Raw genomic sequence first — 21,433 nt, 5'->3', positions numbered from 1 at the left:
AAAGAAAGAGGAGGAAGTCGTGCCGCTTCTCTACAGAAAGCAGGGCCACACCGGAATCATGACGCTGAGCCGCCCGCAGGCGCGCAACTGCTGGGGCCAGGATTATGCCGACGGGCTGCTGCGCCATCTCGACGAAGCGAACGATGACGACGACGTCCGCTCGGTCATCCTGACCGGCGACGAGGCGGGCGGCGCCTTCTCGGCCGGCGCCAACCTGCGCGATCCCAACACCCACAACACCCGCTCGGCCGAGGCCTTCATCAAGCGTGTCGGCAAGGCGCGCAATTTCCCCTCCAACCTGGTGAGCGACTTTCCCAAGCCGGTGATCGCGGCGGTCAACGGCTATGCCATCGGCATCGGCTGCATCACCACTTTCTGCTGCGACCTGATCGTGGCGTCGGACAAGGCCGAATGGCGCCTGCCGCAGGTCGCGCTGGGCATCCTGCCGAACTACGGCGGCGCGACCCGGCTCGCCCGCCATGTCGGCAAGGGGCCGGCCATGAAGGTGGCGATGGGCTTCCCGCTCAAGGCCGAGGAGGCCTACCGCATCGGGCTCGCCCAGTGGCTGGTGCCGCACGACAAGCTGATGGAGCAGGCGCTCGGCGTTGCCGACCACATCGCGGGCCTGCCGCCGCTCGCCGTGCGCATGGTCAAGGAGTCGATGAACCGTGGCCAGGACATCCCCAACATCGCCGATGCCTCGCTGATCGACGCCTATCGCTTCATGGTGCTCGAGATGAGCGAGGACAAAAGCGAGGCGCACGAGGCCTGGCGCGAGCGCCGCAAGCCCAACTTCCGCGGACGCTAGCCGCTACTTCTCGCGCTTCAGCGTCTCGGGAGTGACGAGCAGCGTCGCCAGGGTGACGGCTGCGGCTGACGCGACCAGCCAGGCCGGCGCGAGCGCGTCGCCGGTGCGGGCGCTGAGCCAGACGGCAGCGAGCGGCGTCAGGCCGCCCAGGATGCTCCAGCCGATGTTGTTGCCGATCGCCAGCGCCGTGCAGCGGATCGCGGCCGGCGTCGTCTCGACCATCAGCGCGCCCTGCACGCCGAACTGGATCGACAGCGCCAGCACGAAGCCTGCTTGGCCGAGATAGACGGAGCCCGCCTGCATCAGCATGAAGAACGGGATCGCGCCGATTAGGCCGAGCGCGGCGCTCGCCATCAGCAGGCCGCGGCGGCCGATGGAGTCGGCCCACCAGCCGAACAGCAGCGACACCGGCGTGACCAGCAGCATGCTGACCGAGGTGACCGCGAAGGTGTCGGCGGGCGAGGCGTTTGCGACCGCCTGCAGCCATTCGGCGATGTAGATGAAGGCCGCCTGGAAGCCGACCGCGGCGAAGGCGGTGAGGCCGGCGATGCGTAGCACCAGCGGCAGGTGATGGCGCAGCACCTCGGCGAGCGGCGAGGGATGCTCGCCCGTCGGCTGCGGCAGGTCCTTGAGCGTGCGCCGCAGCCAGAAGCCGGCGGTGGCGACGATCAGGCTCAGCCAGAACGGGATGCGCCAGCCCCACTCTTGCAGCTCGGCCGGCGTCAGCAGGCTGGCGCAGGCGAGCGCGGTCAGCGAGGCGAGCTGGATGCCGACCGCATAGCCCGCGCCGTTGATCGCGCTGGCCAGCGCCCGCCGGCCCGGCGGTGCGTTCTCGACCATGAAGACGTTGGCAATCGCCGATTCGCCGCCGACCGCCAGGCCCTGGAGGATGCGCAGCAGCGTCAGCAGGATCGGCGCGGCGACGCCGATGCTGGCCTGGCCCGGCACCAGCCCCATGCCCAGGGTGGCGACGATCATGCCGCCGATCGACACGGTGAGCGCCGCCGAACGGCCGACCCGGTCGCCGACATAGCCGATGGCGATGCCGCCCAGCGGCCGCGCCAGGTAGCCGACGGCGAACACGCTGAACACCGCCAGGACCTGGGTCAGCCGGTCGTCGCCGCCAAAGAAGGTCGCCCCGATCTGGACGGCGAAGAAGCCGTAGATCGAGAAGTCGTACCACTCCAGCACATTGCCGACGACACCGGCGGCAATGACGCGGCGATGGCGCCCTATTGCTTCTCGATGTTCCAAAACACGGGGATCGGGCTGGTGACGATGCCGCGGAGCCGGCGGCTTGCGGTCGGCAGCGTGTACTGGCCGAGATGGATGTGCGTGCCGTAGGCGACGGCGCGGGCCTGCAGGTCGGCGGCGATCTTCCTGCGGCTCTCCGGATCGGGCGCGCGGGCGAAAGCGTCGCGCAGCTTCTCGACCTCGACGTCGCACGGCCAGCCGAAATTGGCCTTCTCGCACGAGGCGTTGACCATGCTGTTGGTCAGCGGGTTCATCATGTCGACCGACAGCCACGACGTCATGAAGCCGTTCCAGCCGCCATCGTTGGCCGGCGTCTTGCGCAGCCGGCGCGACACGATCGCCTGGAAGTCGAGCGGCACCATCTCCACCTTGAAGCCGCCCTTCTCGAGCAGGTCCTTGGCGATCGGCCCGGCATTGGTCAGCACCGCGATGTCGGTGGTGTGCAGCATCACGATCGGCGTGCCGTCATAGCCGGCCTCCTTCAGGAGCTCGCGCGATCTGGCGAAGTTACCGCGCACCAGCCCGTCCATGCCGGCGGCACTCTCCAGCGGCGTGCCGCAGACGAACATGGCGTCGCAGGTCTGGTAGTAGCGGCTGTCGCCGATCACGCCCTCGAGGAAGGCCTTCTGGTCGAAGGCATACATCGCGGCGCGCCGGATCTTCTCGCTGTTGAACGGCGGCACCACGGTGTTCCAGCGGAAGGCGTACTATGCGCCAATCGTGTTGTAGACCTTGAAGGTCACGCTCTTGTCGGCCTGCAGCAGCGGCTTCAGGTCGTGCGGCGGCGCCTCGATATAGTCGATCTCGCCGGCCAGCAGGGCGTTGACCGCGGTCTGGTGGTCGGGGATGGCCAGCCATTCGACGCGATTGACCTTGGCGACCTTGCCGCCGGCCAGGCCCGAGGCCGGCTCCTTGCGCGGCACGTAGTCGGGGTTGCGGACATAGACGGTCTTGTCGCCCGGCTTCCACTCGTCCTTCTTGAAGATGAACGGACCGGAGCCGATGAACTCGGCGATCTGCTTGCCGGGATCGGTGTCGGCGATGCGCTTGGGCATCATCAGTGGCGTCGAGCCGCCCGGCTTGGCGAGCGAATCGATCACCAGGCCGTACGGCTCCTTCAGCACCAGCTTGAAGGTCTTGTCGTTCACCACCTCGAAGGCCGAGACGAAGCTCAGCAGCTTGATGCCGGTGCCGTCGCGCGCGCCCCAGCGCTTGAGCGAGGCGATGCAGTCCTCCGACGTCACCGGCTTGCCGTCGTGCCACCTGAGGCCATCGCGCAGGCTGAAGGTGTAGGTTAGCCGGTCGTCGCTCAGGGTCCAGGTATCGACCATCTGCGGCTGCGGCACGAGCTTTTCGTCCATCGCGAACAGCGTGTCCCACACCATGTAGCCGTGGTTGCGCACGATGTTGGCGGTGGTCCAGATCGGGTCGAGGACCTTGAGATCCGAATGCATCACCGCCTTGATCGTCCTGGGCTGGGCCCAGGCAGGCACGACGAAACAGGCGGCGGCCACGGCCGCCGCAACGAGACGCAACTTCATCGGATCAGCTCTTCCAGGCTTCGGTGGCGCGGGCGCCGGGCGCGACCTCTTCGGCGGTCGGCGTCTTGACGTTCTGCATGTGCTGGTAGCGCTGGGCGGCGAACCACAGCGCGTAGTCGCCCATCGTGATCGGCGGATACTTCGGCGGATTGTCGACCGACTGGCACGACGGCAGGCACTCGATCACCGTGTCGTGGTCGGGGTCGCAGAAGAACGGGATGGCGTAGCGCATCACGCCCGAGACGTTGCGCACGCGGTGCGGCGTCGACAGGAAGCGCTCGTTGCTCCAGCGGTGGAGCATGTCGCCGCCATTCACCACGAAGGCGTCCTCGACATACGGCGCGTCGTGCCATTCGCCGTTCGGCAGGTTGATCGACAGGCCCTGCACCTTGTTGGGCGGCAGCAGGGTCATGAAACCCGAATCGGTGTGCGGCACCAGGCTCGCGATCTTGTCGTCCGCCGCGTCGATCAGCGGATAGCGCGACTGCCGCAGGATCATGTGCGGCTTCTTGAACGAGGCGTCGAAGAAGTCCGCCGGCAGGTCGAGCGCGATCGCATAGAGCCGCACCAGCTTCTGGCACAGCGCCTCCATGGTGCTCATGTACTGGAGCGTCTGCTCGCGGAAGCCCGGAAGGTTCTCCGGCCACTGGTTCTGGACATGGAAGCGGCGGCCCGCGATCACATCGGGGTCGTCGGCGGCACGGTCACGGCGCAGGAAGAAGGCTTCGTTCTGGCTCGGCTTCTTGCCCTGGGCGGCAGCATTGGGCGGCGCCTTCTCGGCGATCGGCATGTAGCCGATCGTGTGCTCGTTGACCTTGATCTTGAGCTTCTCTTCCATCGGCTGGGCATGGAAGCGGGCGGCGGCCTCGTACTGCGCCTCGATCAGCTCCTTCGGCACGCCGTGGCCGGCGAGATAGTAGAAGCCGACATTCTCGAACGCCCAGGCGAGCTCGGCGGCGGCTTTCTCGGCGGCGCCGGGCGTGCCGGCGAGGAAGCCCGAGATGTCGATCAGCGGGATCACGCCGCCGATCAGGACGGGCGGCGGCGCGGGGGCGAGATGCGGGCGCGGAATGATCTGGTCCACGGTGGACTCCTTTGACGCGATGTTTATCACGCCTGCAAAAGGCAGACCATCAGGCCCCTCGATTTAGACAGGCATGCCGAACCGCCAACGCAGGAATGCGATCACGTCGGCGGCGCAGCGGTCCGGCACCGCATCGCAAATATTGTGCGGCATGCCCTCGTAGGTGATGGCTTGAACGTCCGGTATGCGGTCAATCATGACGTCGTAGTTCTTGATCGAGCCCACGGTTTCGCCGCCCGGGATGACCAGCAGGGTCGGGCATTTGATCTCGGGCAGCCGCTCGCTCCATTCCTGCTGGCTCATGTAGCCCACGAAGCGCGCGATCCAGGCGGGATCGTTCTTGCCCGTCTCGTCGACGAACCAGTGGACGAGGCCCGCGGGCACTTTGTCGAGCGGCAGACGGTCGGCGATGGTCGCGGCGAAGAAGCCGCGCAGCCCTTCCTTGGCGATGCGCGGAATCCAGCTTGCGGCCTGGCTGTTGCGCAGGCCCGCGGTCGAGCCAAACAGCATCAGGCTCTTCACCTTTTCCGGAGATTTCATCGCCAGGTTCTGGGCGATGTAGCCGCCGGCCGAGTTGCCGACGATATGGCACGACCTGACCTTGAGATGCGCAAGCAGCTGCTCGACGTCGGCGACCAGCCGATCCATGTCGAGTGCCGAGGATTCCGGCGGCACCTGCGAGTCGCCGTGGCCGCGCAGGTCCAGCCGGACCACGCGATAGTGGCGGCAGAGGCTGGGCACCCAGCCATAGAAGCGTTTGGCGTGGCCGACAGCGGCGTGCAGCAGGAGCAGGGTGTCGGCCTGCCGCCACGGATCGGTGAAATCGTCGATGTAGTAGGCGAGCCTGATGCCGTCGCTGGTCGTGAACACGTCGACCGCCATGCGGTACTCTCCCCCAAGATCGACGAAAACGCTGGCAGCGGCCCCGGTGACTGTCAAACTGCCGGAATGATCATCGACCGCATCGAACCCATCGCGCTCCGAATTCCGGCGCGCGGCGGCAACGTCCTGTGCCTGACGGCGTGCCGCGTCGTGACGAAGGATGGCCTCGAGGGCTACGGCGAATGCCTGTCGCTGCGGCCGCCGATGCAGCGCGCGCTGTTCGCCACCATCCGCGACGCGATCGCGCCGCACTATGCCGGCAAGTCGGTCGACGACCGCGAGGCGCTGAACAAGGCGGCGCGCGTGCGCTTCGCGAGCTTCGGCCGGGCCGGCACGGTGCTGAACGCGCTGGCTGCGGTCGACATCGCGCTGTGGGACATCGCCGGCAAGGCGGCGAACAAGTCGGTGTCTGACTTGCTGGGCGGCGCCAAGCGCACCCGCGTGCCGGTGATGGCGAGCCTCGACAAGTACGACGATGCCAGGCGCACGCGGGCGCGGGTCGAGGAGGCGCTGGCGACCGGCGTGCCCGCGGTGAAGGTGCACGAGCATCGGCTCGAGGTGGCGGAGGAATCGCGCCGCGCCATTCCGATGGCGACGCCTTACGTCGTCGACTGCAACAACGCGCATACGGTGGCCGACATCGAGCGCGACGAGAAGCGCTGGGCGGCGATGAACCTCTTGTTCTTCGAGGATCCGCTGTGGCCGCCGGAGGAGCTGCTGTCCCTGCCGGCGATGCCCGGCATCGCCGTCGGCATGGGTGCCGATCTCGGCTCGACCGAGCAGATGGCGCTCTACACCAAGGCGCCGTCGATCGGCGTGCTGCAGCCCGATGTCTGCATGCTGGGCGGCTTGAGCGAGGCCAAGCGAACGCTGGCGATGCTTGCCGCGGCGAACAAGACGGCGGCGCCGCACACGCCGTTCGTCGGACCGGCGGCGCTCGCCTCGCTGCATCTGCTCGCGATCGCCGAAGGGGAGGGCTACTTCGCCACCGTCGAGGCCGACGATTCGATGGATCCCTACGGCTTCGGCCACACCCGCTGGAAGCCGGCGCTCGAGGTGCCGACCGGCCCGGGTCTCGGCTTTGATCCCGATCCGGGCTTCCTCGATCGCTACGACTATGCGAAGGAATGAGTAATCAAATCCTCCTCATTCATATGGGGAGGTGTCAGCGTCTTACGCTGACGGAGGGGTCATAGGCCACATCACGACTGCGGCGCATGACCCCTCCGTCGCCGTCTGACGGCGACACCTCCCCATATGATTGGGGAGGGGTTCGCTCTCGGAGGAAACTGCAATGCCATCGCCGCTTTTCGACCTTACCGGCAAGGTCGCCGTCGTCACCGGCTCGAGCAAGGGCATCGGCAAGGCGATCGCCATGCATCTCGCGCTGGCCGGCGCCAAGGTCGTGGTGTCGTCGCGCAAGGCGCCGGCCTGCGAGGAAGCCGCGGCCGAGATCAGGAAGGCCGGCGGCGAGGCGATCGTCATTCCCTGCAACATCTCCGACAAGGCGCAGGTCGAGAACCTGATCGCTCAGACGCAGAAGCAGCTCGGGCCGGTCGACGTGCTGGTCTGCAACGCCGCCTCGAACCCCTACTATGGGCCGAACGAGAAGCTGCCCGACGACGTGTTCATGAAAGTGATGCAGAACAACATCCTGTCGAACATGTGGCTGATCAACAAGTGCCTGCCCGACATGCGCGCCAAGAAGGACGGCTCGATCATGATCGTGTCGTCGATCGGCGGCGTGCGCGCCAGCACGGTGATCGGTGCCTACTGCATCTCCAAGGCGGCCGACATGCAGCTCGCCCGCAACCTCGCCGCGGAATACGGGCCGGACAACATCCGCGTCAACACCATCGCACCCGGCCTGATCACGACCGACTTCGCGCGCGCTTTGTACGAGGATCCGCAGAGGCGCGCGGCGCGGGAGGCCGCGACGCCGCTGCGCCGTCTGGGCGCGCCCGACGACATCGCGGGGCTGGCGGTGCTGCTGGCCGGCAAGGCGGGAGCCTTCATCACTGGCCAGACGTTGATCGCCGACGGTGGCAGCACGAGCGGCAGCTGAGTTTTTTGCCGGGCGCGCGGCATGGTCATCTGGACCGCGGACCTTCAGGTCCGCGGTCCAGAAGAAGATGACGCCCCCAGCGTCCGCATTCGTTGTGAGATGGACTGGTGCATGGCATGCACCAGTCCATGCAATCTCCGGCTCATTGGCCACTGATTCGCGCCGCGTTACGTGCATCTCCGAAGTGCCGCCTGTCCGCGGCACGCCTATGAGCGGAGGAGCACCCCCATGAAATCTGTCATCTCGTCTCTCGTCGTCGTCGCGGCGCTGGGCATGGCGCATGCGGCTGTCGCGCAGCAGGCCGCCAGCGACACCGACTATTGCCGCACGCTGGCACGCGCCTATCTCAGCCAGAACCCGGTCCAAGCGTCGCCGAACGTGATCGATGCCACGCTTCTCGACAGCTGCACCAGCAATGCACAGGGCACGACTGCGCTGCTGAAGCGCAAGCTCGCCGACCACGGCATCGATCTGCCGAAGTCGACGATGGCTGCCGGCCAGTAGCCGGTTGTCCTTCCGGCTCGCTTCCACTCCCCGAGCGGCCGGAGCGATCAGACTTTCGCCAGGGTCCCGGGAAACACCAGGCCGGGATCCGTCGGCGCGCGCGAGGCGCGCCGGGCGCGCAGCGTGTCGATCAGGGCGCGCAACGCCGACGGCACCTGGCGGCGCCCGGGATAGATCAGGAAATAGCCGTCGTACGAGGGCGACCAGTCCTGCAGCACGGCCACGAGCTGGCCCGCGCGCAGGAAGGACTCGGCCACGCCGTCGTTCATCCAGGCGAGGCCCAGCCCGTCGACCGCGGCGCGCAAGGCGAGGTCGCTGCTGTTGACCGTCACCGGCCCATGCACCGCGATCTTGCGGCGTGCACCCTCGCGCACGAACGGCCAGGGAAAAAGCGCGCCGTCGAGGCGATACTGGACGCAGTCGTGCACGCTGAGATCGTCCGGCGTGGCCGGCTCGCCGCGGCGGGCGAGATAGGACGGCGCGCCGACCACGACCGCCTTCCACGGATCCGAGACCCTCACCGCGATCATGTCGGCGGCGGCGAAATCGCGGATGGCGATCGCCGCGTCGAAGCCTTCGCCCACGACATCGACCGGCCCGTCGCTCAATTCGAGCTCGAGCTCGACGCGCGGATGCGCGGCGAGGAAGGCGCGCCACACCGGCGCGATGACGGCAGCGGCCGCCCCGACGCCGACATGCAGCCGCAACCGTCCCGAGGGGCTGGCGCGCTCGTGGTCGAGATCGGCCAGGCCCTGCTCGATGCCGGCGAAGGCCGGCCGCAAGGTATCGAACAGGCGCCGACCGCTGTCGGTCAGCGCGACGCCGCGCGTCGAGCGGTGCAGCAGCCGGACATCGAGCCGCTTCTCGAGCTGTTGCATGCAGTGGGAAAGGGCCGACCGCGTGATCCCCAGCCGGGCGGCGCCGGCGCGAAAACTCAACCCCTCGGCGACAGCAACAAAGGCAGCGAGGTCTGCCAACTCGGACCGTTTCATGGCAATCCCGGTTCGCCGGCCGTACTGGTGGCCGGCGCGTGACAAGTGGCATGTGGTCGTTCGTTGCAGGATGCGCCAGACACGTGCAGGTCTGTGCGTCTTCGGTGGAGTCGCAATGTCGTGATGGCTGCGGCCACCGGTCACATTCTCACGTGACGCAAGGCGCGGACTGACCTCGCGGCGTTGGCCGATGCGGGTGTGTCCTGCCGATCAGGCTCGCCGGTGCGGTCGCAGAGAGGCTGTATCTTTGCGAGGCGCGCGGCTTCAAGATAACGTGAAACGCACGATGAGCCTCTACCAGGTCCAGAAACTGATCTACCAGCTCAACCGCGATCCGCGGCAGCGCGAGCGCTATGCCGCCGAGCGCGACGCGGTGCTGGCCGAGTACGAGCTCAGCGACGAGGAGCGCCGCGCCATCGTAGGAGTAGGGGAAGCGGGGCCGGACATCGGCCTGCTCTACGTGCTGGGCGTCAACGGCCAACTGCTGATGCACTTCGCGGCCCTGCACAAGATCGAATGGACCGACTATCTCGAGCGCATGCGCCAGGGTCTGAAGCAGCACGGCCAGGTGCGCGAGGGCGTCTATGCCGCCACCGGCTATGAGGGCATCGACGCGCACGACGCCCGTCTGAAAAGTGAGAGGGAGGCTCGCTGATGCCCCTGGTCTATTGCGGCGCCTGCAGCCACGCGCCCGGCATCACCGCCCGCGCCGAGCGCGCCGACACCCAGACGCGCCAGGCGCTGCACGGGGCGCTCGGCCGGATGGGCGACGACATCCGCGCCACCCGGCCCGATGCGCTGATCGTGGTGGCGGCCGAGCATTTCGCGAACTTCTTCATGAACAACATGCCAGCCTTCGCGATCGGCATGGCCGACTCCTACGAAGGGCCGATCGAGGACGAGGCGTTCCTGCGCATCAGGCGCACCACGGTGCCGGGCAACAAGGCTCTGTCCCGCAAGCTGATCGAGCGCGTCATGCAGACGGTCGATGTGGCCTACGCCGAGGAATGGAAGTTCGACCACGGCATCTCGGTGCCCTTGCACTTCCTGACGCCGGACTACGACCTGCCGATCATCCCGGCCAACATCAACTGTCAGGGCCCGCCCTTGACGCCGCTCAAGCGCGCCTGGGCGTTCGGCGAGGCGTTGCGCGCGGCAGCCGACGCGTTGCCCGAGCGTATCGCGCTGGTCGCGACCGGCGGCATCTCGCATTGGCCCGCGACGCCCGACAGCGGCAAGATCAACGAAAAATGGGATCGGGAGTTTCTCGCGCGTTGGGCGGCCAACGATCGCGAAGCGCTACTGTCCTACAGCGACGCCGAGATCTATCGCGACGGCGGGCAGGGCGGCTTCGAGATCCGCACTTTCATCGCCGCCGCCGCGGCAGCCAAGGGCGCCAAGGGCACGATCGAGTTCTGCGAGCCGGTGCCGATCTTCGCGGTGAGCTGCACCGTGGCGCGGATGAAGATCGCAGCGTGAGCCATCCTCCCCATTCATATGGGGAGGTGTCGCGGTAGTCCGCGACGGAGGGGTCAGAAGCAGCAATCGTGGCGGGGCTCATGACCCCTCCGTCGGCGCATGACGCCGACACCTCCCCATATGAATGGGGAGGCCAGCTAAGCCGACGCCTTCCTGAAGGTCACGACCAGCACGTCGCGATAGGCGGGCTGCGCGGCATTCTCCGGTTCGACCGGGGTGACGCCGTGATAGCAGCGCGCATCGTCGACCAGCGCCGAATCGAGCGGGTCGGTCAGGGTGAAGCTGCCGAGCGTGCGCTTGTCGAGGTCATGGATGGTGGTCGTGCCGCTCTGGATGTTGCGGCGGGCGACCATCATCACCAGCACGTAGTCGACGCCGTCGCGATGCATGCCCTCGGGCGTCGGCTTGCCCTGCTCGCCGAGCCGCGCCTCGATGCGGAACTGATGGACCTCGATGTGCCAGCGCTCGGTCTCGGGCGCGAGGCGGCCGAACAGGGCTCGACAATAGTCAAGGATGGTGCTCATCGTGGCGCCGTCGCCGATCGCGTCGGTGATCGGCTCGAACCAGCGCTCGATGCCGCCGTTCAGGGTGTTGTAGTCGAGGCCCTGGTAGTGCGGCTGGTGCGGCCCGCGCTCGATCGCGCCGCCTTTTCCAGCCTCGGGGCGGCCGGCGCGCCACACGCCGAAGCGACGGCGGCGGTAGCGGCCGCCATCGGCCATGTAGGTGTCGGTGGAGAGATCGTTCCAACTCTCGGCGAAGGCCGGCCAGTCGGCGAGGGTGCCGAAGCGGCCGAGCGCGGTGCGCATGTCCGACGCCTCGACGAAGGCATAACCCGCGCGGGCGATCGCACTGCGAATCCCCGTGGCGTTCTGCAGTCCGGTACCGATCTCGCTCATGTCATCAGCCTATCATCGCTCACCCCTTGTGGGGCAAGCAGGCGGCATGAAGGATTCTAGGGTTTGGCGCGGGCTTTGCATTTTCGCTGAGCCACCGCCTCTTGGGGAGAAGCCATCCATGCTGCGCCGCCATCTCATTGCCACTGCTGCCGCGTCCTTCGCCGCGCCCGCCATCGTCTCACGCGGCGTCCTTGGCCAGAACCTGCGCAAGGTGAAGATGGGCTCGGCCTTCACCACCACGACCAACGCCGCCTTCCTGATGCCCAAGCTCCTGAAGGAGGAGGGCATCGATCTCGAGCTGGTGATGTTCCCGTCGCTGGTGCAGCGCATGCAGGCGGTCGCCTCCGGCGATGTCGATATCGGCAATGGCGGTCTTTCGGCCACCATGCAGGTTGCGACCAAGGGCTTCCCCATGCAGGTGCTGGCCAACGGCTGCGACGGCGGCTGGATGGTGCTGGCCCAGCCGTCGATCAACAGCTTCAAGGACCTGGTGGGCAAGAAGGTTGCGGTGCAGAACGGCTCGATCGGCCTGGTCTCGCTCAACTGGAAGCTCAAGCAGGAGGGCGTGTTCGGCAAGGTCGAGATGGCCTTCATGGACAACCAGGACCAGCCGATCCCGCTGATGCGCGGCGATGTCGGCGCGATCTGCTGCTTCGAGCCTTATGCGGCGCTTGCCGAGCAGAGCGGCTGGGGCAAGCGGCTGTGGGTGCCGTACGATTCGCCGATGGGCAAGACCAACCTGGGCTTCGTCGCCTCGGAGAAGTTCACCAAGGCCGAACCGGACCTCACGAAGAAGATGGTGCAGGCGCATGTCAAGGCGACGAAGGAGATGGCAGCCAACACCGCGATCGCCATCGAGACCACGATCAAGCAGTTCAAGATGCCCAGGGAAGTGGCCGAGCTCTCGACCAGGAACCTGTTCTTCTCGGCCGAGTCGGGCGCGCCCTTCATCGGCGGCCTGAAGTCGCTCGCCAAGATGATGATCGACGACAAGATGCTGGAGAAGGAGCCGGACTGGGGCAGCTTCCTCAATCTCGGCAACGTTTGATGCGGCTCCAGCGCGCGCTGGGGCTGCTGCCCCTCGCGCTCCTGTTGCTCGCCTGGCATCTGGCGGTGCAGGCCAAGGTCTACCCGCCGGTCCTGCTGCCGCCGATTGCGAAGGTGCTGGCGGTGTTCGTCGACGACCTGCCGACGGTCGTCGACCATGCCTTGTCGAGCATCGGTCGCGTGATCGCCGGCATCTCCTGTTCGTTCGCGGTGGCGGTGCCGCTCGGCCTGATGATCGGCCGCTACCGCTGGCTCGACCTCCTGACCGACTGGTCGATCCAGATCTTCCGGTCGGTGCCGCCGATCTCGCTGATCCCGCTCGCCATCCTGTTCCTCGGCATCGGCGACAAGCCGGCGATCTCGCTGATCTTCCTGTCCGGCCTGTGGCCGCTCTTGATCAACACCATCTTTGGCGTGCGCGGCATCGAGCGCACGCTGATCAAGGTCGCGCGTGCCGCCCGCGCCGCTGAGTTCCTGGTGATGAAGGACATCATCTTGCCGGCCGCGCTGCCGGCGATCTTCACCGGGCTGCGGCTCGCGGTCGGCGCGGGCTGGCTCACCGTCGTGACGGCCGAGATGATCGCAGTGAAGTCGGGCTTGGGCTACATGATCCTGAACGCGCAGCTCACCTTCCGCTCGGACCTCATCATCGCCGGCATCATCGTCATCGGCGCCATCGGCTTGCTGGCCGACCAGCTGGTGCGGCTGGCCCGCAGTTACGTCTGTCGCTGGCAGGAGGGCCTCACGGCCTCGCCCGAATGAACCGCTTCATCGAATGTGCCGGCGTCGGCAAGATCTATCCAGTCAAGACCGAGTCGGTGGAGGCGCTGCGCGGCATCGACTTCACCTGTGATTCGGGCGACTTCGTCTGCCTGCTCGGCCGCTCGGGCTGCGGCAAGTCCACCCTGCTGCAGCTCGTGGCGGGGCTGGAGGAGCCGACCGCGGGCAACATCGCGGTCGCCGGCAAGACGCTGGACGGGCCGTCGCCCGCGGCTGCCATCGTCTTCCAGGACCATGGCCTGTTCCCGTGGATGACGGTGCGCAAGAACGTCGAGTTCAACATGAAGGCGCGCGGCGTGGCTGCGGGCGAGCGTACGGCGACGGCTGCGCAGTTCATCGAGATGACCGGCCTGACCGGCTTCGGCGACCGTTATCCGCACGAGCTGTCGGGCGGCATGCGCCAGCGGGTCGGCATCGCGCGAGCGCTGACGACCGGGCCCAGGGCGCTGCTGATGGACGAGCCGTTCGGGGCGCTCGATGCGCAGACCCGCGGCAAGCTGCAGGACGAGCTGCTGTCGATCTGGGAGAAGCAGCGCACCACGGTGCTGTTCGTGACGCACTCGATCGACGAGGCGCTGCTGCTGGCCGACCGCATCCTGGTGTTCACCCCGCGGCCGGGCCGCATCGCGGCAGACATCAAGGTGGACCTGCCGCGTCCGCGCGCGCCACAATCGGAAGCCTTTTCGGCGCTGGCCCGCGAGCTGCGCGGGCTGATCGGCGCCGATCGCGACTTCGATTGAGGATGCCATGCCGCACGCGACGACCGACGACGGGGTGAAGCTCTATTACGAGGAGGTGGGCAGCGGGACGCCGATCGTGTTCGTGCACGAGTTCGCTGCCGACCACCGCTCGTGGGAGGCCCAGATGCGCTTCTTCGGCCAGCGCCATCGCTGCATCACCTACAGCGCGCGCGGCTATCCGCCGTCGGACATCCCGGAGAAGCCGGCCAGCTACTCGCAGAATCGCGCCACCGACGACATCCTGGCGGTGATGAAGCATCTCAAGATCGACAAGGCGCACGTGGTCGGCCTGTCGATGGGCGGCTTCGCTTCGCTGCATTTCGGCCTGCGCCACCCGGCCCACGCGCTGTCGCTGGTCGTGGCGGGCGTGGGCTACGGCGCCGAGCGCGACCAGCAGGCCAAGTTCCGGGCCGAGGTCGAGGTCGTGGCCAAGTCGCTGCTCGGCGAGGGCATGCCGGCCTTCGCCGAGAAGTACGCCTACGGTCCCACGCGCGTGCAGTTCGAGAACAAGGACCCGCGCGGCTTCGCGCAGTTCAAGAAGGAGCTCGGCGAGCATTCGGCGCTGGGCTCGGCCAACACCCAGATCGGCTGCCAGGGCCAGCGGCCGTCGCTCTACGACCTGGTCGAGGGCATGCGCAAGATGACCACGCCGACGCTGATCCTGACCGGCGACGAGGACTGGCCGTGCCTGACGCCGTCGGTGCTGATGAAGCGCGAGATCCCGACCTCGGCGCTGGCGGTGATGCCCAACTGCGGCCACACCATCAACCTCGAGGATCCCGACCAGTTCAACCGGATCGTCAACGAGTTCATCGTCCAGGTCGAGACCGGCCGCTGGCCCCAGCGCGACCCGCGCGCGCTCGCCAACTCGATCACCGGGATGAAAAACTGACCAAAACCTGTGGATAACGCCTCGGGATGCGTAGCCATTATGGGCAATGGAACGCCGTGCGCCGCTTGATTCACTTACGGAAAAACTGCGTCCAATGCCCAAATTAGGAGTCTGTGCGCGCCAGGGCAGAATCGCGCGCATGACGCCGCTGCTCTGCGTGTCCTCATCTGCGTTGCGCGTCTCGACCGGAAGAAGAAGGAGTGAATCCAGGGGGAGGGTGTCGTGGATTCCTGGACTTTCGGCCGAAAAGGCTGATCCGCCAAAGGGTTGGCAGTCCAGGCCGGCTGGACTGTTCTGGACTACGCCGTCAGCCCGCCGTCGCAGACGAACTCCGAGCCGGTCGAGAAGCCCGACTCGTCGCTCAGCAGGAAGAGGATCATGTTGGCGACCTCTTCCGCCTGGCCGAGCCGCCCCAGCGGATGCAGGGTCTCGAGCCACTGCCGGCCGCTCATGTTGTCGATCGTGCCCGAGAGCCGCGGCGCGATCATCGGCGTGTCGATGTAGCCCGGATGCACCGAGTTGCAGCGGATGCCGTACTTCATCTGGGCGCAGTGCAGCGCCACGTTCTTGGTCAGCGAGCGCACCGCGCCCTTGCTGGCGCAGTAGGCCATGGCATAGGAGGCGCCGCGCAACCCGAGCACCGAGGAGATGTTGACGATCGAGCCGCCGCCGCCCTGTTCCTTGATCGTCTTGGCCATCGCCGGGATCGCCTGCTTGCAGCCGAGGAAGGTGCCCATCGAGTTGATGTCGTTGACCCGGCGATACTCCTCGAGGCTGCAGTCCTCGATCGAGTTGCGCACGCCGACACCGGCTGCGTTCAGCAGACCGTGCAGGCCGCCGAAAGTCTCGACCGTCGTCGTCACGGCCTTTTGCCACGCCGGCTCGTCGGTGACGTCGAGCGGGACGAAGGCCACGGCCTTGCCGAGCTCTTTCGCGAGCGCTTCGCCCTTGGCTGCGTCGCGGTCGGCCAGCACGGCCTTGCCGCCCTCGGCGATCACCCGACGCGCGGTCGCCGCGCCGATGCCCGAGGCGCCGCCGCTGATCAGGACGACCTTGTTCTCAACGCGTGCCAAAGAGGCCTCTCCTGGTAAGTCCGCTGGTCAGCCCGCCGTCGGCCACGAACTCCGCGCCGGTGACGAAGGACGAGCGGTCCGAGGCGAGCCACAGGATCAGCTCGCCGAGATCCTGCGGCTCGGCGATGCGGCCGATCGGATGGTGCTCGCCGAGCATCGCCTTGCCCTTGTCGCGGCCCACCGCCTGCCACAGCGGATTGAAGATCGGGGTGTCGACGCCGCCGGGATGCACCGAGTTGCAGCGGATGCCGTACTGCTTCTCGGCGCAGTACAGCGCCACGCTCTTGCTGAGCAGCCGCACCGCGCCCTTGGCCGCGCAGTAGGCCGTCGGGCCGGCCGAACCGATCAGCGCTGCCACCGACGAGACGTTCACGATCGAGCCCTTGGGCGCCGGCTTCCGCGGCCCGGTCTTCTTCATGCCTTCGATGGCGTACTTGCAGCCGAGGAACACACCTTCGGAGTCGACGGCTTCGATCCGTCGCCACTGCTCGACCGTGGTGCTCTCGACGGTGCCCCAGCCGCCCGTGATGCCGGCGTTGTTGACCAGGATGTCGAGGCGGCCGTCGCGGGCCACCACGTCGGCCAGCAGCGCCTTCCACGAGTCCTCGGCGGCCACGTCGTGGTTGAAGAAGCGGCCGGGCGCGTCCTTGGCGGCCGGCTGGATGTCGGCCGCGACCACCGTCGCGCCGGCCTCGGCGAGCAGCGCCACCGTCGCGGCGCCGATGCCCGAGGCGCCGCCGGTGACGATCGCCACCTGTCCCGAAAGTTCACTCATGTCGGCGCCGACCATAACGACTGCGCGGCGCTTGCCAAGCCCGCAGACGGGCCGTGCTCATGGCTCGGGCTTGCAAACCAGGTCCACGGCCCGGGGCGCGAAGGTCGGCCAATGCTCTTCCGTCGAGCCGCTTGGCCAGGCGCCGCGCTTCAGCCGGTCCTCCATGATTGGCACGAGCTGCTGGAGCACGACCCAGGCGCGCACCCGAACGCCCGTCGCGGTGGTGTGGATGGCATCGCCGAACAGCTCGGGGTCGCGCGGCATGTCGCGCGCGACGTCGATGAACGGGACACCCCGCTGTCGGGCGTACTTCTCGAACACGCGGTTCTGGAAGAGAGCGAGTCGCTCCATGTCGCGGTAGCGCCAGGGCCAATAAGCCCTGTTCAGGTTCTCCCAGATGAAACGGCCGCGCAGCGGGTCGACGACCATGCCGTCGTGCACCAGCCAGACGAACGACGAAACGGCGAGCTCCGCGCCGACCCCGCGCAGGGTGGCCCGCATATCGTCGAGATCGCGCAGGATCGTGGTCAGGCTGACCGGCAGCGACGGATGACGCAGGTCGGGGTCGGCTTCGTCCAGTCCCGGCGGCCATTCGATCGTGTAATCGGGCTTTGCCGGTTCCCGTCCGTTGCCGCTGTCGTCGATCAGGGTCAGGGCCGCCCGCAGCCGCACGGCGATCTCCGAGTAGCGCGCCAGCGTCGCGAGCCAGGAGGGCGGCTCGACCGGCAGAGTGGTCCGGCCTTTCAGGCCGCCTTCGGCGCCGCGTGCGATCGACGACAGGTCGAACTGGTTGGCGCCCTCGTAATACACGACGAGGTCGGGCCGCATCGGCGCCACCTCATCGCGTACGATCGCCGCGACATCCGTCGACGTCATGCCTTCGCGCCCGGCGTTCAGGCTCTGGAAATCGAGGTCGAGCCCGTGCGCGGCCGCCCACAGGCCGAGCCAGTGACCGAGCAGCTCGGGATAGGAGTAGGGCGTCTCGTGCGCCTCGGCCGTGGTCGATGCGCCGACGAACACGATCCTGATCGTGCCCGGCTTCTTGTGCCGCAGCGGCGGCCCGCGCCAGCCGATCGCGTTGGTGACCAGTCCCGCCGGCGTGGTGACGTTGGGCATATAGCGGTAGATCGGCCGGTCCGTGCCGTTCGCCGGGTCGAACAGATAGAGCCGATGCGACGGCATCCCGGCGAGCAGCGGATGGCGGCAGGGCTCGGCGGCGAACATCGCGTTCCAGGCCCTGAACATGTCGTCCGGCAGCAACCTGCCGTACGACGTCGGCGCGGGAGGAGTCGACCGGTAGGCGTCGATGGCGCGCTGCCATTCCGCAGGCGGCATCCCGCGGTTGGCCAGCGGCGGCGGGCTCGTCGCGAACCAGCTTCGCGAGACACCTTGAGCCAACGGCAGGTCCTGCGGCGACACCGCCTTGACCGCCAGGCTGCCCGACACCAGAGGCATGGCGAACAGCGGTTGCTCGTCCTGCCAGCGGGCGATGCCCTCGGCGGCGGCCGCGCTCAGAACGAGCGCGCCGACGACGAGGGCAAGATTCTGAAGATGCTGCCTCATGAACGGCGCGCGTCTGCGACGGGCGCCGCGTTGGCCTCAGAAGCCGAGCGGCTGGGTGACGCGGGTCCACTTCCCGCCCTTGACCTCGGCGAGGAACGAGGAGTTGGCGCCCTGGCGGATCTTCGGCCCGAAGGTGACCGGCGGGCCGTTGAAGATGTCGGCGTAGTTGTTGATCTTCTCGAGCCCGGCGATGAAGGAATCGGTCGTGAGGTTCTTGCCGGCGTTCTTGAGGCCCTGCACCGAGATGTCGGCGGCGACGTAGCCGTAGACCGCACCGATGTTGGGATCGACATTGAACCGCTTCTTGTAGTCCTCGACGAACTTCTTGACCGTCGGCACCGGCGAATCGACGTACGGCATCTCGGTCAGGCCCATGGCGAAGAAGCCGTCCATGCCCGGCGCCGCGCCGACGAACGAGTCGTAGGAAGAGGCCGCCCCGAGGAAGATCACGTCGTTCCAGCCGGCCTTGCGTGCCGTCGTGTAGGGCACGATCGAATCGCGCACGATGGTGCCCATCGCGATCAGCTCGCACTTCGCCTCGCGTAACTTGGTGATCGGTGCGGTGAAATCCTGGTCGGTCGGCTTGTGAGCCGTCGTCTCGGCGATCTTGATGCCGAGCTTCTCGGTCTGCTCCTTGGCGCCTTCCAGGATCTCCTTGCCGAAGTCGGTATCCTGGTACATCACGCAGACGGTCTTTACGCCCTTGTTCTTGACGAAGTAGTTGATGCCGGACCGGATCTGGTCGACGTACGACGCCGCCCCATAGAACTTCAGCTTCTCGAACGGCTCGTACATCGAGCGCGCGGCGGAGAGCGGGAAGAGGTTGGGCACGCCCGCCGCGAACTGGTCCTTGAAGCAGGCGTTGTTCATCGGCGTGCCGAGCGGGCCGACGAAGGCGAACACCTTGTCGCGGTTGATCAGCTTGTTGCAGGCCTGCACCGCCTTCGGCACCTGGTAGGCCTGGTCCTCGACGATCACCTTGAGCTTGCGACCCTCGATGCCGCCCTGCTCGTTGGCCTCCTCGAACCGCATCTTGACGCCGTTCGACGAGCTGACGCCATAGGTCGCGGCCGGACCCGAGAGGTCGGTGTGCATGCCGAACACCACCTCGCTGGCGGTGACGCCGCGCTGCTGCGCGTATGCGCTCGAGGCCGCGGCAACCGCCACGGCAACTGCTATTCCGATTGTCGTCCTGGCCATCTGCTTCCTCCTCTAGCTTACCTCGGCATACATGCCGTCGATCATCGTCTTGTATTTCTCGCTGACGAACTTGCGCTTGAGCTTCATGGTCGGGGTGACCTCGTCGTCCTCGGGCGTGAGCTGCTGCTCGATCAGCCGGAACTTCTTGATCGTCTCGACGCGGGCGAAGGCCGAATTCACCCGCTCGATCTCCGTCCAGATCAGGTCCTGCACCTCGCGCGTTCGGCAGAGCGAAGTGAAGTCGGTGAAGGGCACGTTGGCGTCCTGGGCGTGCTTGGACACGCTGTCGTAGTCGATCATCACCAGGCAGGACAGGAACTTGCGCTTGTCGCCGATCACCACTGCGTCGGAGATGTAGGGCGAGAACTTGAGCTGGTTCTCGATCTCCGACGGCGTGATGTTCTTGCCGCCCGCGGTGATGATGATGTCCTTCATGCGGTCGGTGATGCGGACATAGCCCTCGTTGTCCTTGAGGCCGACGTCGCCGGTATGCAGCCAGCCGTCGCGCAGGGTCTCGGCGGTCTTCTCCGGCTGGTTCAGGTAGCCCATGAAGACGTGCGGACCCTTGAGCAGGATCTCGCCCTCGGGCGAGATCACCAGCTCGGTGTTGGGCGCGGTGACGCCGACCGTGCCGAGCTTGATGCGGTCGGGCATGCCGGTCGCCAGGCCGCAATTCTCGGTCTGGCCATAGACCTCGCGCATGTCGACGCCGAGCGCGCGGTACCACTTGATCAGGTCGGGCGCGATCGGCGCGGCACCGGTGCCGGCGAACTTGATGCGGTGCATGCCGATCGCCCGCTTGATGTTGTCCAGCACCAGCCAGTCGGCGGCGCGGTAGGCGAGCTTCAGCATCGGCGAGGGCGTACGGCCGTCGAGCTCGGCCTCGGCGACCCTGAGGCCGATGCCGATCGCCCACTTGTACGCCGTTCGGCCGGTCCAGGTCGCCTCCTTCATGCGGATGGCGATGCCGGAATAGAAGCGCTCCCAGATGCGCGGCACGGCGAAGAAGGTGGTCGGCGCGACCTCGCGCACGTTCGCCGGCACCGTCTCGACGCTCTCGGCGAAGTTGGCGATCGCCCCGGACCTGAGCGGCAGGAAGGTCGTGAAGGTGCGCTCGGCGATGTGGCAGAGCGGCAGGAAGGCGAGCTGCTCGTCGTCGGTGCCGAGCGGAATGAAGGCGTCGGCGTTGCGCAACTGGAAGATCACGTTGCGGTGGCTGATCATCGCGCCCTTGGGCGGTCCGGTGGTGCCCGAGGTGTAGACCAGCAACGCCAGCTCTTCGGGTGCGGAGGCGGCGACCCGCTTCTCCCATTCGTCGGGATGAGCGGTCTGATGCTCGCGGCCGGTCGCCATCAGCTCGTCGAACGACATGACCAGGGGATCGCTGAAGTCGGCCAGCCCCTCCATGTCGAAAACGAAGACCTTCGCGATGCTCGGGCAGCGCTCGCGCACGTCGAGGAACTTGTCGAGCTGCTCCTCGTTCTCGACGAACAGGAAGCGGGTGCGGCTGTCGTTCAGGATGTAGTCGACCTGCTTGGCCGAATCGGTGGGATAGATGCCGTTGGTGACGCCGCCCGCGCCGGCCGTGCCCATGTCGGCGTAGAGCCACTCCGGCACCGTCTCGGCCAGGATCGACACGACGTCGCCGCGCTTCAGGCCGAACCTGACCAGGCCCATGCCGACGGTGCGCGAGCGTTCGCCGTACTCGCGCCAACTCGTCGCGCGCCAGATCCCGAGATGCTTCTCGCGGAAGGCGGTGCGCTCGTCGCGCGCCTTCACCTGATGCCAGAACAGCCTGGGAATCGTGTCGCAGCCCTCGACCTCGATCCGCCCGTCAAAGCCATCCATGCGCGAGTCT

General features: G+C 67.1%; 20 protein-coding genes and 1 pseudogene. 10 read left to right on the top strand and 11 right to left on the bottom strand.

Features of this window, described 5'->3' with window-relative positions:
• Window positions 1-19 precede the first annotated feature (19 nt).
• Window positions 20-808, top strand: a complete 789-nt coding sequence (locus J0J01_RS22665) for an enoyl-CoA hydratase-related protein (RefSeq protein WP_296384828.1) — start codon at window positions 20-22, stop codon at window positions 806-808.
• Window positions 809-811: 3 nt separating this feature from the next.
• Here J0J01_RS22665 and J0J01_RS22660 read toward each other — a convergent pair whose 3' ends face one another.
• The 4 genes and pseudogenes from J0J01_RS22660 to J0J01_RS22645 form a co-directional block, all read right to left on the bottom strand.
• A complete protein-coding gene (locus tag J0J01_RS22660; protein WP_296384825.1) occupies window positions 812-2,062 on the bottom strand; it encodes an MFS transporter in 1,251 nt (416 codons plus the stop codon).
• A pseudogene (locus tag J0J01_RS22655) lies at window positions 2,041-3,393 on the bottom strand (ABC transporter substrate-binding protein). Before J0J01_RS22655 ends, J0J01_RS22660 begins: the two are co-directional and overlap by 22 nt.
• A gap of 214 nt (window positions 3,394-3,607) precedes the next feature.
• Window positions 3,608-4,687 carry a 2-oxoglutarate and iron-dependent oxygenase domain-containing protein gene (locus J0J01_RS22650; RefSeq protein ID WP_296384823.1) on the bottom strand — a complete coding sequence of 360 codons (1,080 nt, stop codon included), beginning with the start codon at window positions 4,685-4,687 and terminating at the stop codon, window positions 3,608-3,610.
• Between the two features lie 63 nt (window positions 4,688-4,750).
• The gene (locus J0J01_RS22645) at window positions 4,751-5,569 is read right to left on the bottom strand and encodes an alpha/beta fold hydrolase (RefSeq protein ID WP_296384822.1); all 819 of its coding nucleotides are present in this window, start codon (window positions 5,567-5,569) and stop codon (window positions 4,751-4,753) included.
• Window positions 5,570-5,635: 66 nt separating this feature from the next.
• Between J0J01_RS22645 and J0J01_RS22640 the strand changes: the two genes are divergently transcribed.
• The 3 genes from J0J01_RS22640 (at window position 5,636) to J0J01_RS22630 (ending at window position 8,138) form a co-directional block, all read left to right on the top strand.
• A complete protein-coding gene (locus tag J0J01_RS22640; protein ID WP_296384820.1) occupies window positions 5,636-6,700 on the top strand; it encodes an enolase C-terminal domain-like protein in 1,065 nt (354 codons plus the stop codon).
• A 163-nt stretch (window positions 6,701-6,863) separates the two neighbouring features.
• Complete coding sequence (locus J0J01_RS22635) at window positions 6,864-7,634, top strand: SDR family oxidoreductase (RefSeq protein WP_296384819.1); 771 nt, start codon at window positions 6,864-6,866, stop codon at window positions 7,632-7,634.
• Window positions 7,635-7,862: 228 nt separating this feature from the next.
• Window positions 7,863-8,138, top strand: a complete 276-nt coding sequence (locus J0J01_RS22630) for a hypothetical protein (RefSeq protein WP_296384817.1) — start codon at window positions 7,863-7,865, stop codon at window positions 8,136-8,138.
• A 47-nt stretch (window positions 8,139-8,185) separates the two neighbouring features.
• On the opposite strand, the gene J0J01_RS22625 is transcribed toward J0J01_RS22630, so the two are convergent.
• Complete coding sequence (locus J0J01_RS22625) at window positions 8,186-9,130, bottom strand: LysR family transcriptional regulator (RefSeq protein WP_296384815.1); 945 nt, start codon at window positions 9,128-9,130, stop codon at window positions 8,186-8,188.
• Between the two features lie 286 nt (window positions 9,131-9,416).
• On the opposite strand from J0J01_RS22625, the gene J0J01_RS22620 reads away from it, so the two are divergent.
• Together J0J01_RS22620 and J0J01_RS22615 are read left to right on the top strand one after the other, a co-directional pair.
• Window positions 9,417-9,785 carry a hypothetical protein gene (locus tag J0J01_RS22620; protein WP_296384813.1) on the top strand — a complete coding sequence of 123 codons (369 nt, stop codon included), beginning with the start codon at window positions 9,417-9,419 and terminating at the stop codon, window positions 9,783-9,785.
• The gene (locus J0J01_RS22615; RefSeq protein ID WP_296384810.1) at window positions 9,785-10,609 is read left to right on the top strand and encodes a hypothetical protein; all 825 of its coding nucleotides are present in this window, start codon (window positions 9,785-9,787) and stop codon (window positions 10,607-10,609) included. The genes J0J01_RS22620 and J0J01_RS22615 overlap by 1 nt, the downstream gene beginning before the upstream one ends.
• 137 nt (window positions 10,610-10,746) lie before the next feature.
• Here J0J01_RS22615 and J0J01_RS22610 read toward each other — a convergent pair whose 3' ends face one another.
• Window positions 10,747-11,505, bottom strand: coding sequence for a 2OG-Fe dioxygenase family protein (locus J0J01_RS22610; protein ID WP_296384808.1), 759 nt, complete (start codon window positions 11,503-11,505; stop codon window positions 10,747-10,749).
• 118 nt (window positions 11,506-11,623) lie between these two features.
• Here J0J01_RS22610 and J0J01_RS22605 point away from each other — a divergent pair, with 118 nt between their 5' ends.
• From J0J01_RS22605 to J0J01_RS22590, 4 genes are read left to right on the top strand one after another with little or no spacing between them, the layout of a single operon-like run.
• Window positions 11,624-12,553, top strand: coding sequence for an ABC transporter substrate-binding protein (locus tag J0J01_RS22605; RefSeq protein WP_296384806.1), 930 nt, complete (start codon window positions 11,624-11,626; stop codon window positions 12,551-12,553).
• Window positions 12,553-13,314 (top strand): ABC transporter permease, encoded by a 762-nt coding sequence (locus tag J0J01_RS22600; RefSeq protein ID WP_296384804.1) that lies wholly within the window; start codon window positions 12,553-12,555, stop codon window positions 13,312-13,314. Before J0J01_RS22605 ends, J0J01_RS22600 begins: the two co-directional genes overlap by 1 nt.
• Entirely contained in the window at window positions 13,311-14,072 is a 762-nt protein-coding gene (locus J0J01_RS22595; protein ID WP_296384801.1) for an ABC transporter ATP-binding protein, read from the top strand. The genes J0J01_RS22600 and J0J01_RS22595 overlap by 4 nt, the downstream gene beginning before the upstream one ends.
• Before the next feature lie 7 nt (window positions 14,073-14,079).
• A complete protein-coding gene (locus J0J01_RS22590; protein WP_296384799.1) occupies window positions 14,080-14,964 on the top strand; it encodes an alpha/beta hydrolase in 885 nt (294 codons plus the stop codon).
• A gap of 299 nt (window positions 14,965-15,263) precedes the next feature.
• Here J0J01_RS22590 and J0J01_RS22585 read toward each other — a convergent pair whose 3' ends face one another.
• Genes J0J01_RS22585 through J0J01_RS22565 form a run of 5 tightly spaced genes read right to left on the bottom strand, consistent with a single transcriptional unit; the run spans window position 15,264 to window position 21,423 of the window.
• Window positions 15,264-16,037 carry an SDR family oxidoreductase gene (locus tag J0J01_RS22585; protein ID WP_296384797.1) on the bottom strand — a complete coding sequence of 258 codons (774 nt, stop codon included), beginning with the start codon at window positions 16,035-16,037 and terminating at the stop codon, window positions 15,264-15,266.
• Window positions 16,024-16,812, bottom strand: a complete 789-nt coding sequence (locus J0J01_RS22580; RefSeq protein ID WP_296384796.1) for an SDR family oxidoreductase — start codon at window positions 16,810-16,812, stop codon at window positions 16,024-16,026. The genes J0J01_RS22585 and J0J01_RS22580 overlap by 14 nt, the downstream gene beginning before the upstream one ends.
• Window positions 16,813-16,869: 57 nt before the next feature.
• Complete coding sequence (locus tag J0J01_RS22575; protein WP_296384794.1) at window positions 16,870-18,375, bottom strand: hypothetical protein; 1,506 nt, start codon at window positions 18,373-18,375, stop codon at window positions 16,870-16,872.
• Window positions 18,376-18,411: 36 nt separating this feature from the next.
• Window positions 18,412-19,575 carry an ABC transporter substrate-binding protein gene (locus J0J01_RS22570; RefSeq protein WP_296384792.1) on the bottom strand — a complete coding sequence of 388 codons (1,164 nt, stop codon included), beginning with the start codon at window positions 19,573-19,575 and terminating at the stop codon, window positions 18,412-18,414.
• A gap of 12 nt (window positions 19,576-19,587) precedes the next feature.
• Window positions 19,588-21,423, bottom strand: a complete 1,836-nt coding sequence (locus J0J01_RS22565; protein WP_296384789.1) for an AMP-binding protein — start codon at window positions 21,421-21,423, stop codon at window positions 19,588-19,590.
• Window positions 21,424-21,433: the final 10 nt, after the last annotated feature.

Source organism: Reyranella sp. (assembly GCF_017305915.1).
In the GTDB taxonomy this organism is placed as follows: domain Bacteria; phylum Pseudomonadota; class Alphaproteobacteria; order Reyranellales; family Reyranellaceae; genus Reyranella.
Note: the sequence above shows the minus strand (reverse complement) of the source record. Positions and strands in the feature narration are given on the sequence as shown.